This is a genomic window from Streptosporangium sp. NPDC002544 (assembly GCF_040295965.1).
Taxonomy (GTDB): Bacteria; Actinomycetota; Actinomycetes; order Streptosporangiales; family Streptosporangiaceae; genus Streptosporangium.
Genome location: NZ_JBEOWJ010000003.1, coordinates 61,704 through 74,875 on the forward strand (window position 1 = coordinate 61,704; position 13,172 = coordinate 74,875).

Genomic DNA, 13,172 nt, shown 5'->3' on the forward strand with positions numbered 1-13,172 from the left:
ACGCTTGGTTGCCTCACAAGATGCCGTCCACGCCGGTTCGCTCGGGGCCTGGCTCGTCCACGGCGGGCCGTTCGGAGTCCTGCGGTCTCTCCGAGGCCGGGTCCGGGGTCGGGCCGGAGGTGGGAGTGCAGGAGGGCAGATCGATCCGGACGGTCCGGGAGGGCATGTCGCCCGCGGGGACCGTACTGATCGTCACCAGCCGGGTGACACGCTCCCCGCACCGGGGCAGCTCGGCGAACTCCCCCTTCACCTCCCGCGCGTACTCGGTGGCGCCGGACAGCTCCAGCTCCCGGGTGCCGCTGGTCACCGCGCCGTCGAGCCGCTGGGCGAACCCGAGCCGCACGGTCACCGGTGCGGTGCCCGAGGTCCTGACCAGGAAGCCGACGGTGGTGCCGTCGAAGGCGGTGATGGAGACCGAGGGCGGCGAGCACGGCTCGCCGTGGACCTCCTGGGTGCGGACGGCGGTCCCGCCCGAGGAGCGGGGCGAGGTGGAGACCGTGACCCGGCGGTAGAGGGTCTGCCCACAGGCCGGAACCGTGAAGGCGTGCGGGACGGTGTGCGAGTAGGCCGCGGACCCGTCGAGGACGGAGGTGCGCGGGGGTGCCTGGACGAGCCGGTCGCGCTCCGGTCCCTCGGCGAACGTGACGGTCACCGCGACGTCCGCCGCGGTGGAGGCGCGGAAGGCGACCGTGGTGCCGTTCGCGTCGATTCCCACGATCCGCAGACCGCTGACCGTGTGCGCGGGCTCCGGCGGCATCACCGTCACGGTCGGCGCGGGTGTCGGGGTGCGCGTGGCGGTGGGCGTCGGCGGACGCGGCGTGGGTGTCGGTGTGGCCTTCGGCGTGGGTGTGGGTGTGGGCGTGGGTGTCGGTGTGGGCTTCGGCCGGGAGGTGGAGGGGGTGGGGTCCACGGTCCGGCTCGGCGCCGGCGAGGGGAACGTGACGGGGACGGGGGCCGTGCTCTCCGCGGGGGGCACGGGCCGCCCGACGGCGGCGCTTCGCGAGGGGCTCGGCCCGACGGACGGCTCCGGCGGCTCCGGCACCCGGCTCCGTCCCGCCGGTGTCTCCTGGATGATCGCTGAGCCGGGCGGCGGGGTGAAGATCGTGTCGGCGGAGAGCCGGTCATGCGGCCGGTTGGCCGCGATCACACCGGCGGTCATCGCGACGGTGACCACCCCAAGCCCGGCCAGCGTCCTGGGGCCCAGCCGGGGACGGCGCACCCGCCCCATCCGGCCGAGCACGGTCTGGGCCACCGAGGAACTCGCCCTCGGCGCGGGCTTGGCCAGCGGGAACGCCAGTGCCAGCAGCGTGGCGAGCTCGGCCAGGTGCCGCCGTCCGCGCTGCTCCCACTCCGGCCCGTACGCCGACAGCGCCGCGGCCTCCAGCTCCTCCAGGAACGCCCGCGCGTCCTGCGGCCGGTCATTCGGGTCCTTGGCCATGCCCCGCATGACCAGGGCGCGGACCGAACCGGGCACCTCCGCCACCGGGATCGGCGTGGTCAGGTGTCCGTGCATCAGCGCCGCGCGGTGATCCGCCAGGTACGGCCTGCGCCCGGTGAGGCACTCGAAGAAGACGCAGGTGGCCGCGTAGACGTCGGTCGCGGCACTCGCCGCCGCTCCCTCCCACTGCTCGGGAGCCATGTAGGCGGGGGTACCGGCGGTGATGCCGGTCTCCCCGACGTGGGCGGCGATGCCGAAGTCCGCCAGCTTGCTGCCGCCGTCGGCCTGGATCAGCACGTTCTCCGGCTTGTAGTCGCGGTGCACGACCCCGGCCGCGTGCGCGAAGGCCAGGCCGAGCAGCGAGCCCTTGAGCACGGTCAGCGCCGCCTCCGGGCTGGTGCTGCCGTGCTCGCTCAGGATCCGCCTGAGCGCGACCCCGTCGACCAGCTCCATCACGATCGCGGCTTCGAGCACGTCCTCGTAGTACTCGTACAGCTGGACCACGTTCGGGTCCTGCAGCTCCACCATGACGCGCGCCTCCGCACGGAAGCGCACCAGGAAGCGGTAGTCGTCCTTGAGCGTCGCGTTGAGGTATTTGATAGCCACGTAGGCACCGGTGGCGGCGTACGTGGCCAGCACCACGCGCCCGCCCCCGCCGACGCCGAGTTCCCGAATCTCGCGGTATCCCGGAACCATCCAGCCCCCTTCCGAGTGCCGTCGACTTGTTCGACGGTCTCACCCATGGGGTTGGTTGTCACGGTTGGTCAACTTTTGCGAAGGGTAACAATCGAAACCGTGCTCGATGGTCGATCCGGTCGCGTGTTAGGCTCCGATCGTTAACCAAGCAAGCGCTCGGGTTAGTGGAGGTCGCATGGCCGTCGATCTGGGCGCGCTCGCCGCGCCGGACCGCAGCGCGGTGCTGGTGATGGAGATGCAGCGCGGCGTCGCCGGAGACCTCGCGAAGTTCCCGGACCTGGTGGAGGTGTGCGCCCGGCGCGACGTGGTGACCAACGCCGCCGCGGTCCTGGCCGCGGCCCGTGCGGCCGGGGTGCCGGTGATCCACTGCACCGCGGCCTTCCGCGCCGACCGCGCCGGGTCGCACACCGCGAACAGCCCCTTCATCACGGCCCTGCTCAAGGACCCCGCGCACATGCTGGAGGGCAGCGGCGCGGTCGAGGTGCTGCCCGGCCTGCGCGACCCCGGCGACCTGGAGTCGCGCCGCCACCACGGGTTCTCGCCCTTCACCGGGACGTCGCTGGACATGACCCTGCGCTCGCTCGGCGTCTCGACGGTCGTCGCCGTGGGGTTCTCCCTCAACCTCGGCATCCCCGGGCTCGCCCTGGAGGCGGTCAACCTCGGCTACCGGGTGGCGGTGGTGACCGACGCCGTGGCGGGAGTCCCCGACGACTACGCACAGGCGGTGCTGAGGCACACCGTGAGCCTGCTCGCCGCGCGGGTGCGGGCCGCCGACATCGTGGAGGCCTGGAAGTGATCGACGGCCTGAGGCTGGACGGGCGCACGGCGGTGGTGACCGGGGGAGCCGGGGCGATCGGCGCCGCGGTCTGCCGCGACCTCGCCGCGCTCGGGGCCGGGGTCGTCGTGGCCGACGTGGACGAGTCCGGTGCCGCGGCGATCGCCGACGAGCTGAACAGCGAGTCGATCGGCCTGGGTCCCGGGGCCGGAGTGCCGAGGGGGCCGAGGGCCCCGGCCACGGCCCTGCGGGTCGACCTGGCGGACCCGGCGTCCATCGAGGACTTCTGCGGGCGGGCCGGGCCGGTGGACATCCTGGTCAACAACGCCGGGGTGTCGATCGTCGAGCCGTTCGTCACCGGCGACCCCGCAGGCTGGGAGCTGATGTGGCGGGTCAACCTGCGCGCCCCGATGTTGCTCACCCGCCTCCTGCTGCCCGGGATGATCGAGCGCGGCTGGGGCCGCCTGGTCTTCGTCTCCTCGGACGGGGCGCGGGCCGGCTCCGGCGGCGAGGGCGCGTACGCCGCGACCAAGGCGGGACTGTTCGGCCTGGCCAAGACGCTGGCGAGGGAGGCGGCCCGGGGGAACGTCACCTCCAACGTGGTCTGCCCGGGGCCCACCGACACCCCGATGCTCCGCCGCGTGGACGCGGAGAAGCCGGGACTGGTCGACAGGATCGCCAGGGGCATCCCGCTGCGCCGCCTCGGCGCCCCCGAGGACGTCGCCGGGATGGTCGCCTACCTCTGCACCGACAGGGCCGCCTACGTCACGGGCCAGACCCTGTCGGTCAGCGGCGGCGTCACGATGCATTGACACCTCGGGCGAGTGGCCGACGACGGCACCCGGGAACCGGTGCCGCCGGCCGGCGGGGGCGTCACGACGTGTCGACCCGCTCCTTCCCGGGGGCGCCACCGGAGTTCTCCCGGCGGTTCTCCCCGGCGGCGTCCCTGCGGGGTTCAGCGCGTGGGGCGCCCCGGGGGGAGCGACTCGTAGACGGCCTCGGCCAGGCGGTAGGCGCGGAGGTTGCCGGAGACGGCGCCCGCCATCCTGTTCATCGTGTACGCCATGCCCAGGCCGTGCTCGGCGTCGCCGAGGCCCAGCGACCCGCCGAGACCGGTGTGGCCGAAAGCGGTCTCCGCGCCGCCGGCGGGGGTGAGGAAGGTCATCGCCGGACGCATGTAGCCCAGCCCGAAGGAACTGTCGATGAACATCACCCTGTCCGGGCCGTGCACCCTCCTGCGCGTCGCGTCGCGCAGGGTCTCCGGGGCCACGATCCGCCCGGCCACCAGGTCGCGGTAGAACCCGGCCAGTCCCCGGGCGCTGGTGACGGCGCCCATCGCGGGCCAGCCGGCCCGCAGGACGACCGGATTGTTGGCGCCGCCGGACAGCCGGTGGATCGGCGGGTTGCCCAGCGCCCGGTTCATCAGGCTGTTCCTGTCGAGCGAGGCCCTGGCCATCTCGTAGACCGGGTCCCCGGGTCCGTGTCCCGGCAACTCCGCCACCGTGGAGACCGTCGCGGGGCCGCCTGCCGCGCCGTTACCGGCCCGCCCGTCTTCCGCGGCCCGCGCGGTGCCGGTGACCTGTCCGGCCTGGTCCGCCGCGCCCGCCGGCGCGGATTCGGCGGGCGCCGGGGCGGAGGGCTTCGCGCGCTCCCGGGCGGACAACCGGGCCGCCCGCTCGATCACGTCGTCGCCGGCGCCGACCTGGAGGTCCAGATCGAGCGGCCCGGAGATCTCCGCGGCCACCAGCTCGCCCACGGAGCCGCCCGACACCCTGCGGACCACCTCGCCGACCAGGAACCCGTACGTCAGCGCGTGGTAGCCGTGCGCGGTGCCCGGCTCCCAGATCGGCGCCTGGCCGGCCAGCCGGTCCGCGATGGCGGCCTGGTCGCCGAACTCCTCCACCGGGACCTGCTCCTCGATCACGGGCAGCCCCGCCTGGTGGGTGAGCAGGTGCTCGACGGTGACGCGCTCCTTGCCGTGCCGCGCGAACTCCGGCCAGACGTCCGCGACCGGGGCGGCGATGTCGAGCAGGCCCCGCTCGGCCAGCAGCAGCGCGACCGTCGCGGTCACCGCCTTGGTGCACGAGTACGCCAGCACGGGGGTGTCACGCTCCCAGGGCCGCCCGCTGTGGCGGTCGGCGACCCCGCCCCACAGGTCCACGACGGGTTCGCCGTCCAGGAAGACCGCGAACGCCGCGCCCAGTTCCTCGCCGCCGGTGAAGTGCGCTTCGAACACCTCCCGCACCCGGGAGAAGCGGGGGTCGCAGTGCCCGTACGTGTCCGCCCGACCCTCGATCGCACCGTCCGCAGTCATCGTCCGTCCCCGCATCCTTAGAAAGTGAGCACTTGCTTGGTAGTCGAGCCTAACAACTGGGGCCGCTTCGGCCCAGGAGACCAGCGTGGCACCCTCAACCTGCTGACCCCCGGCACGGTCCTGGCCGCCCTCGCCTCCGCCGTCACCGGCCAGGTGATCAGCCTGGCCATGCCCATCAGGGGCGCCACCTCCTCGCCCGCCCCCACGACGGTTCCGCACCTGCGGGGCCGCCCGCTGCCGCAGCACTTCATGTCCGTGGACGGCGGCGACTACGCGGCCGGCACCCGCCCGATCGGGGCCGGGCTGCGGATGGCCGACGACGCCCTGATGGTCACCCACCACGGCACCACGACTCATATGGACGCGCTCTGCCACATGTGGGCGGGGGAGGAGCTCTACAACGGGCACCCCGCCGCCAGGGTCAGGTCCTACGGGGCCACCCGCTGCGGTATCGAGACCGCGGGCGGCGTCGTCGCCCGGGGGGTGCTCTTCGACGTCCCCCGCCATCTCGGCCTCGACCACCTGCCGGTGGACTTCCGCGTCTCCGGCGACCTGCTGGCGGAGATCCACGACGATGTGCGCCCCGGCGACGTGGCGGTGGTCCGCACCGGCTGGCCCCTGGTCTGGGAGGGCTCGCCGCAGGACTACTGGGCGGGCCAGCCGGGCCTGTCCGCGGACGGCGGCAGGTGGCTCGCCGCCCGCGACGTCGCCGTGGTCGCCTCGGACAACGCCGCCATCGGGGGCCTCAACGCCCGCCAGCTCGCCGACGAGGACCTGACGGACGATCTGCACCTGATCCTGCTCTGGCGGCACGGCATCCACCTGGCCGAGATGCTCTCGCTGGAGGAACTGGGCGCGGCCTGCGCCGGCCGCGGCGGCGGGGACTTCGTCTTCGTCGCGGCCCCGTTGAGGATCGAGGGGGGCACGGGAAGCCCGATCAACCCGCTGGCGATCCTCTGAGAGCGGCGCCCGGTGGCCGTTTCCCGGGCACCGGGACAGGGGAGACGCCGAACGTCCGTGGAGGAGCGGTAAGACCTGGCACACGTGTCGGGCGCGGTGCGGCCCGTCGACCACGCCGCCGACCACGATCTCGCCTGCTGGCCGTCACCGTCCTGACCCGATCCGCCCGGGGGCGCACCGGGCGGATCGGCGCCTTCGAGACGGTTCCGAGGGTCCGTGCCGGACGTGGCGATTCCCCGCGCGACCTGGGAAACTCTCCTCGCGCCCGATGCGGGTGCGGCGCGCCTCGCCGGGCAGGAGTGTGCTCGATGAGCATTGGCCGCGAGTGGCTAGAGTAGTAGTTGTACTAACATTTGAAATTACTTCCCCGGGGAGAAGCATGAGCCGTCCACAGCGGGGGACCCTCCGTGATGTGCGGAAGGGCAACCGGTCCGTGGTCCTGTGGACGTTGTATTTCGCCAACGAGCTGAGCAGGCACGACCTGGCCCAGACGACCGGTCTCAGCGCCGCGACGGTCAGCAACGTGATCGGCGACCTCATCGCGGACGGCATCGTGGTCGAGACCGGTTCCGTCGACTCCGACGGCGGGCGCCCGCGGATCATGCTCAGGGTCGACCCCTCGTACGGATACGTGGTCGGGGTGGGGGTCGGGGAGACCCGCGTCCGCGTCGAGCTGTACGACCTGGCGATGAAGGAGCGGGCGAGGAAGGAGTTCGCCCTCGACCCGAGCCACCACGAGCCCGCCGTGGTGGCCCGGCACATCCTCGACGGGCTGGAGGCGGTCCTGTCGGAGGCGGGGGCGGACGAGTCCGAGGTGCTCGGCATGGGGCTGGGCGTCCCGGGTGTCGCCGAGCAGGGGCCCGACCTGCTCATCCACGCCCGCGCGTTCGGCTGGGACGGCGTACCGCTGGGCGCGCTGCTGCGCGAGGGCACCTCGATCCCGGTCTTCGCCGACAACGGGGTCAAGACCACCGGCCAGGCCGAACTCTGGTTCGGGGCGGGCAAGGGCGCCCAGCACCTGGTCATGACCTTCATCGGCACCGGTGCCGGGGCGAGCATCATCAACGGCGGCGTCACCTACCGGGGAACGGCGAACGGCGCGGGGGAGTGGGGCCATACGAAGATCGTCCTCGACGGGCGCCCCTGCCGCTGCGGCGGCCAGGGCTGCCTGGAGGCGTACGTCGGCGCCGAGGCGATCCTCGCCGGCGCGGGCAGGGATCTGGGGGACGACGACGAGGAGAGCGTCTTCGCCGCGCTTCTCGCCGATCCGCTGGCCAGGCCCGCGTTCGAGGAGGCCGTCCGCTGCCTCGGGGCGGGGCTGGCCAACCTCATCAACCTGTTCAACCCCGATCGTGTCATCCTCGGCGGCTGGGCCGGGTCCCTGCTCGGGCGGGAGTTCCTCGCCGAGATCCGTGCCGCCGCCGCCAGGTACGCCCTGCCGCTGCCCTTCTCGCAGGCGTCGATCGAGCTGGGCCGGCTCGGTCCCGAGGCGGTCGCCCTGGGCGCGGCCACCCTGGTCGTCGAGGACTTCCTGCTGCGCAGCCACGCGGTGCGCCCCGCGGGGCGGGACGAGAGCCCGGCGCGGGCGGCCGGGCCCGCGCACGGCTGACCGGTCTCCGGTGCCGGGCGCCGCGGCTGTTGACGCCGTCCCGCCCAGCACTTATTTTGCATTCTGTACTAAGAGTGGCGACGGGGGGAACGACTGTGGGCGGGGCGGACATCGACGGGACGTTTCAGGGCGCGGCCTCCGGACGCGCCGCACCCCGTGGGGGAAGGCCGTCGTCAGGTGAGCGCCAGGCGAGTGGCCGGGCGGGCCGCCGATGAGGAGGGCGCTGGTCGTCCGTGGTGGCTGGGAGGGGCACGTCCCCGTCGAGGCGACCGAGCTGTTCATCCCCGAACTGGCCGCCGCCGGCTTCTCGGTGACCGTCGCCGACGACCTGGAGGTCTACGCCGACCGGCCGCTGCTGGCCGGGACCGACCTGGTCGTGCAGTGCTGGACGGGCGGCACCCTGACCCGGGAGCAGGAGGCGGGGCTGGTGGCCGCGGTCCGCGCGGGTACCGGTTTCGCCGGCTGGCACGGCGGCCTGGTGGCCACCTTCGACGGCAGCCATGACTACCTGCGGATGGTCGGCGGGCTCTTCCTGCACCACCCCGAGGACTTCCTCAGCTACGACGTCGTCATCGACCCCGCGCGCGCCGACCACCCGATCGTCGCCGGGCTGGACGACTTCACCGTCGAGACCGAGCAGTACTGGATGCTCACCGACGCCCACAACGAGGTTCTCGCCACCACGCGGTTCGCCTCACCGGAAACCGTCATGCCGGTCGTCTGGACCCGCAGGTGGGGGAGGGGAAAGGTCTTCTTCTCCGCCGTCGGCCACCGGCTCGCGGACCTGCGGCATCCCACCGTGTACGAACTCACCCGGCGCGGCCTGATCTGGGCCGGCCGGTGACCGCCTGACGTGACGTTCCCCGCGCCTCCCTCGGGGATGGGGGCGCGGGGAACGTCGCCTCAGATCCCGTTCCTGCCGATGACACCGCTGTACCACAGGGCGCTGTCCTTGGGGATGCGCCGTTGGGTGTCGTAGTCGACGTGGACCAGCCCGAACCGCTTCTCGTAGCCGTACGCCCACTCGAAGTTGTCCATCAGCGACCAGGCCAGGTAACCGCGCAGGTCGGCTCCCTCACCGATCGCCTGGTGGGCGGCGAGCAGATGGGTGCGCAGGTAGTCGACGCGCTCGGCGTCGGCCACCCGGCCGTCCTCGGCGGAGTCGTGGTAGGCCGCCCCGTTCTCGGTGATCATCAGCGGGGTGGTGGGATAGTCCCGCGCCAGCCGCACGAGGAGCCTGCGCAGGCCGTCGGCCTCGACGGGCCAGCCCATGGCGGTCACCGGCAGGCCGGGGTCGAGGTGTTCGACGCCCTCGGTGCCGGGGAAGCGGTTCGAGGAGGGCGTGCCCACCTTCGCCGCGACGAGGGTCGGCGCGTAGTAGTTGACTCCCAGCAGGTCGATCGGGGCGCCGATCAGCTCCTCGTCGCCGTCGGCGATGTGCTCCAGAGTGGTGAAGCGGGCCATGTGCTCCAGCATGTCGGCGGGGTAGCGGCCGTTGAGGATCGGGTCGAGGAAGATCCGGTTGTGCAGGCCGTCGACGAGCCCGGCCGCCGCGACGTCGTGCCGGTCCTGCGGGTCGCGGGGGGACACCGGGGTGAGGTTGACCGTGATCGAGACCTCTCGGGCTCCCGCCGCGCGCAGGGCGCGGGCCGCCAGACCGTGGCCGAGCAGCAGGTGGTGCGCCGCGCGGAAGGCCGCGTCCGGCTCGGTCCTGCCGGGCGCCTGATCGCCGGTGGCGTACCCGAGGAAGGCCGAGCACCACGGCTCGTTGAGCGTGGTCCAGGTCCTGATCCGGTCTCCGAGCCGGTCGTACACCACTCCGGCGTACTCGGCGAAGTGGTGGGCGGTCTCCCGCACGGTCCAGCCGCCCCGGTCCTCCAGGCACTGCGGCAGGTCCCAGTGGTACAGGGTGGTCATGGGCTCGATGCCGGCGGCCAGCAGGGTGTCCGTCAGCCGGTCGTAGAAGTCGAGACCGAGGGGGTTCACCGGCCCCGTGCCGTCGGGCCTGACCCGGGGCCAGGAGACGGAGAAGCGGTAGGTGTCGATGCCGAGGTCCCGCATGAGGGCCACGTCGTCGGCGTAGCGGTGGTAGTGGTCGCAGGCGATGTCGCCGGTCTGCCCGAGGTGCACCCGGCCGGGGGTCCTGGCGAAGGTGTCCCAGATGGAGGGGGCGCGTCCGTCCTCCGCGGCGGCGCCCTCGATCTGGTAGGCCGCGGTGGCGACCCCCCAGCGGAAACCGGGGGGGAACAGGGCCAGGCCGGTGCCGGTCCGGTCGTCGGTCTGGGTCATCCCTTGATCGCTCCTTGCGTGGTTACGCGGATGGGTCGCCTGCCGGGCGGCGTCAGGTCGACGATCGGTGGCAGGGGCGCCGTTCCACCCTCCCGCGCTCTGTGGGCGCCCGAGGGGAGTGGTGGCTGCTCAACTTTGAGGCTTAATTCATAATGAAATTTAAGGGGAAAAACTCCGTCTGCGTCAAGGTGGAGTTACCGAGTCGTGCCCAGGCCGTGGACGATTCCGATCGTGCCGGAACGGCCGACGAGAGCCGGCTCCCGGGAGCCGGCTCTCGTCGCGGACCGTGCGGGACCGGGGTGAACCGTCAGGTGCCGGGGTAGCCGCCCCCGCCGTGGGCGGCGTCGAGGGCGTCGTAGTCGGGGGTGAAGCCCTTCTTGGGGATGGCCGCCACGAAGTCCACGTGCCGTGGCCTCTTGTATGAGGCGAGGCCGCCCCGCACATGCTCGACGATCTCCTCGGCGGAGGCCGTGGCCCCGTCCCCGAGGACCACGACGGCCTTCACCGCCTGCCGCCACCGCTCGTCGGGGACGCCGATGACCGCGGCGTCGGCGACGGCGGGATGGGTCTTCAGCACCCGCTCGACCTCGGCCGGGTAGATGTTCTCGTTGCCGGACTTGATCATGCGGAGCCGGGGGCCGATGAAGGTGATCGTGCCGTCGGCCTCGCGGCGGCCGAGGTCGCCGGTGTGGTGCCAGCCCCCGCGCGTCTTCGCCTCGTTGAGCTCAGGTCTGTTGAAGTATCCGGAAAAAAGGGACTTGCCGCGGGCGCAGATCTCGCCCACCTCTCCCGCGGGCACCTCGTCGCCGTCAGGGGTGAGGATGCGCACCTGGACCAGTGGCGACGGCCGTCCGGCGAACCCCGCGGCCCCCGGGGCGAGCCCCAGGAAGGTCAGCATCCCGGCCACCTCCGTCTGCCCGTAGCCGCCCATCCTCGACCGGCACCAGGGGGAGTCGTCCACGCTCGTCATGGCGTCCCACTCGGCCGAGTGGGAGACGAAGCGGAGCGACGTCAGGTCGTACTTGCCGCCCTCGTTGGCCTTCACCACCGCGTCGATCATCTGCCCGAACAGGAACGCCTGGGTGACCTTCTCCGCGTCGACGAGGCGGCAGACCTCCTCGGGGTCGAAAGCCGGCGTGAACACGTTCGTCCCGCCGATCTGTAGCGTGGCCAGGCAGAACATCATCGTGCCCACGTGGAACAGCGGGCCGCTGTTCAGGAAGGTGAAGCCCGGCTCCATCTGCCGCACCACCAGCAGCGAGGCGCTGTGCGCGACCAGGGCGGCGCTGCTCAGCAGCGCCGCGTTGGGACGGCCGTCGAAGGCGGCGGTGTAGAGCGCGAGCACCGGCGCTGTGTCGTCGGCGTCGTCGGCGAACCCGTCCGGCACGGCGTCCGGGGACCCGCCGGCCAGGAACGCCTCGTAGCCCGCCCCCGCGAGGATCCAGTCCTCGCCGCTCAGCGGGGCGGCGACCTCGGACTCCTCCCAGACGACGACCTTCGGAGCGAGGTCCGAAAGGACGAAGGAGAGCTCTTCGGCCGACTGCCGCCAGTTCGCCGGGCAGAGGATCGCGCCGAGCCTGGACGAGGCGAGCAGCAGTTCGAGCACCGCGTGGTCGTTTCTGCCCAGCCAGAGCACCCGCTCCCCGGTCGTCACGCCCCGCGCGGCCAGCGCGCCCGCCAGGCGGGTGACCCGCGCGTCCAGTTCGGGGTAGGTGAGCCGCAACTCGCCGTCCACCACCGCGGTCACCCCGGGGCGGCTGCGGGCGTGCTCGGCGAGGACGTCGGACAGGGTCAACTGGTGGATCATCGCGCCTCCTGGTGGGGGTGGCGTACGGCCCGCGACCTCCCGCCTCGGCCGGTGCGAGCCGTACGGGGACGGATCATTCGAAAGCCGGCATGACCTCGGCGGCGAAGAACCGCATGACCTTCCTCATCTCCGCCAGTGGCATCGGCCGGGTGCTGCCGAAGTCGCAGAGCAGGTTGGCGAATCCGGAGTCCCGCAGCAGCCGGATCTGGCCGATCACCCGCTCGGGGTCGCCGATGACCTCCAACTGCTCCCAGCGGAAGTCGTTGGAGACCGAGCCACCCTTGAGGTAGCGGTCCTGGTAGTACTCGAAGCCCTGTGCGGCCTTGCCGGTCCTGGGGTCGATCGGGGCGCTCTTCTCGTTGAAGATCCGGCTCCGGTCGAACCCCGCCTCGAACCTGGCCTGGTCCTCGCGGGCAGCCTCCGCCGTGGCGGCGACGTAGACGCTGCGCGCGACCACCAGCTCGTGCCCGGTCACGTCGTGCCCGGCCAGTTCCGCGGTCGTCCGCCAGGTCTCCGCCGCCTTGACCACCTTGCGGAACGGCGCCGCCGGGTCGGCCAGGATGGGCAGGCCGCGCTCGGCGTACATGGTCACGGTCTCCGGGGACACGGCGGCCACATGGATCGGCGGGAACGGGCTCTGGAGCGGCCGGGGGACGAGTTCGACCTCGGTGCCGGTCCGGTAGAACTTGCCCTCGTACCGGAAGGTGGGGCTGCCCCAGAGGCCGAGGATGACCTCCAGCGCCTCGTTGAACCGGTCACGGGCCTCGGCCAGGTCGATGCCGAAGCCCTCGAACTCGAAGCTCTGGTAGCCGCGCCCGATGCCCAGCTCCAGCCGCCCGCCGGAGAGCACGTCCACCATGGCCGCCTCCTCGGCGACGTGGATCGGGTTGTGCAGCGGCAGCACCACGATGCCGGTGCCCAGCCGGAGCCGCTCGGTGCGCGCGGCCATGGCGGCCAGCATGGTGAACAGGTTCGGGACCACTCCGTAGTCGCGGAAGTGGTGCTCGGCCAGCCGCACGCCGTGGAAACCCAGCTCCTCGGCCAGCTCGACCAGTTCGAGATGGTAGTCGTAGACATCCTTGAAGCTCTGGCCGTCGAACCGGTGGAAGAGGTGGAAGGTCGAGAACTTCATCGGCTTGTCCCCTGGCGGTCGTCTCCGTCTGTCCCGTTCCGCGGTCTCGGTTGCGGCGGGCCGCACGAAACCAAGCGCTCGCTTGGGAAGCGTATCAGTTCTCCGCGTCCGGGGAAGTGCCGCGCCCGTCAGGAAATGGCGGTCGTGGGGTC

The 13,172-nt window shown here is 72.4% G+C and carries 10 protein-coding genes; 5 read left to right on the plus strand and 5 right to left on the minus strand.

Annotated elements, in window-relative coordinates; genetic code table 11:
* Positions 1-13 precede the first annotated feature (13 nt).
* Positions 14-2,134: a protein kinase domain-containing protein gene (locus ABT061_RS05075; RefSeq protein WP_350912827.1), complete on the minus strand. Its 2,121-nt coding sequence runs from the start codon at positions 2,132-2,134 to the stop codon at positions 14-16.
* 175 nt (positions 2,135-2,309) lie between these two features.
* Between ABT061_RS05075 and ABT061_RS05080 the strand changes: the two genes are divergently transcribed.
* Together ABT061_RS05080 and ABT061_RS05085 are read left to right on the plus strand one after the other, a co-directional pair.
* On the plus strand, positions 2,310-2,930 hold the full coding sequence (locus tag ABT061_RS05080) for an isochorismatase family protein (RefSeq protein WP_350912829.1): 621 nt from the start codon (positions 2,310-2,312) through the stop codon (positions 2,928-2,930).
* A complete protein-coding gene (locus ABT061_RS05085; RefSeq protein WP_350913423.1) occupies positions 2,930-3,721 on the plus strand; it encodes an SDR family NAD(P)-dependent oxidoreductase in 792 nt (263 codons plus the stop codon). The genes ABT061_RS05080 and ABT061_RS05085 overlap by 1 nt, the downstream gene beginning before the upstream one ends.
* A gap of 143 nt (positions 3,722-3,864) precedes the next feature.
* On the opposite strand, the gene ABT061_RS05090 is transcribed toward ABT061_RS05085, so the two are convergent.
* Positions 3,865-5,223 (minus strand): serine hydrolase domain-containing protein, encoded by a 1,359-nt coding sequence (locus ABT061_RS05090; protein ID WP_350912831.1) that lies wholly within the window; start codon positions 5,221-5,223, stop codon positions 3,865-3,867.
* A 36-nt stretch (positions 5,224-5,259) separates the two neighbouring features.
* On the opposite strand from ABT061_RS05090, the gene ABT061_RS05095 reads away from it, so the two are divergent.
* The 3 genes from ABT061_RS05095 (at position 5,260) to ABT061_RS05105 (ending at position 8,636) form a co-directional block, all read left to right on the plus strand.
* Positions 5,260-6,183, plus strand: a complete 924-nt coding sequence (locus ABT061_RS05095; protein ID WP_350912833.1) for a cyclase family protein — start codon at positions 5,260-5,262, stop codon at positions 6,181-6,183.
* Between the two features lie 379 nt (positions 6,184-6,562).
* Positions 6,563-7,792 (plus strand): ROK family transcriptional regulator, encoded by a 1,230-nt coding sequence (locus ABT061_RS05100; RefSeq protein ID WP_350912835.1) that lies wholly within the window; start codon positions 6,563-6,565, stop codon positions 7,790-7,792.
* 211 nt (positions 7,793-8,003) lie between these two features.
* Complete coding sequence (locus tag ABT061_RS05105) at positions 8,004-8,636, plus strand: ThuA domain-containing protein (protein ID WP_350912836.1); 633 nt, start codon at positions 8,004-8,006, stop codon at positions 8,634-8,636.
* Between the two features lie 59 nt (positions 8,637-8,695).
* On the opposite strand, the gene ABT061_RS05110 is transcribed toward ABT061_RS05105, so the two are convergent.
* The 3 genes from ABT061_RS05110 to ABT061_RS05120 form a co-directional block, all read right to left on the minus strand.
* Entirely contained in the window at positions 8,696-10,081 is a 1,386-nt protein-coding gene (locus ABT061_RS05110; RefSeq protein ID WP_350912838.1) for a GH1 family beta-glucosidase, read from the minus strand.
* Between the two features lie 307 nt (positions 10,082-10,388).
* Positions 10,389-11,888 carry an AMP-binding protein gene (locus ABT061_RS05115; protein ID WP_350912840.1) on the minus strand — a complete coding sequence of 500 codons (1,500 nt, stop codon included), beginning with the start codon at positions 11,886-11,888 and terminating at the stop codon, positions 10,389-10,391.
* Between the two features lie 73 nt (positions 11,889-11,961).
* Positions 11,962-13,020: an LLM class flavin-dependent oxidoreductase gene (locus tag ABT061_RS05120; RefSeq protein ID WP_350912842.1), complete on the minus strand. Its 1,059-nt coding sequence runs from the start codon at positions 13,018-13,020 to the stop codon at positions 11,962-11,964.
* Between the last annotated feature and the right edge of the window lie 152 nt (positions 13,021-13,172).

What these genes read in the sequence shown, in the direction of transcription:
- ABT061_RS05075 (WP_350912827.1), bottom strand. Translation starts at nt 2,134, where the DNA reads ATGGTTCCGGGATACCGCGAGATTCGGGAACTCGGCGTCGGCGGGGGC.
- ABT061_RS05080 (WP_350912829.1), top strand. Translation starts at nt 2,310, where the DNA reads ATGGCCGTCGATCTGGGCGCGCTCGCCGCGCCGGACCGCAGCGCGGTG.
- ABT061_RS05090 (WP_350912831.1), bottom strand. Translation starts at nt 5,223, where the DNA reads ATGACTGCGGACGGTGCGATCGAGGGTCGGGCGGACACGTACGGGCAC.
- ABT061_RS05100 (WP_350912835.1), top strand. Translation starts at nt 6,563, where the DNA reads ATGAGCCGTCCACAGCGGGGGACCCTCCGTGATGTGCGGAAGGGCAAC.
- ABT061_RS05105 (WP_350912836.1), top strand. Translation starts at nt 8,004, where the DNA reads ATGAGGAGGGCGCTGGTCGTCCGTGGTGGCTGGGAGGGGCACGTCCCC.
- ABT061_RS05110 (WP_350912838.1), bottom strand. Translation starts at nt 10,081, where the DNA reads ATGACCCAGACCGACGACCGGACCGGCACCGGCCTGGCCCTGTTCCCC.
- ABT061_RS05115 (WP_350912840.1), bottom strand. Translation starts at nt 11,888, where the DNA reads ATGATCCACCAGTTGACCCTGTCCGACGTCCTCGCCGAGCACGCCCGC.
- ABT061_RS05120 (WP_350912842.1), bottom strand. Translation starts at nt 13,020, where the DNA reads ATGAAGTTCTCGACCTTCCACCTCTTCCACCGGTTCGACGGCCAGAGC.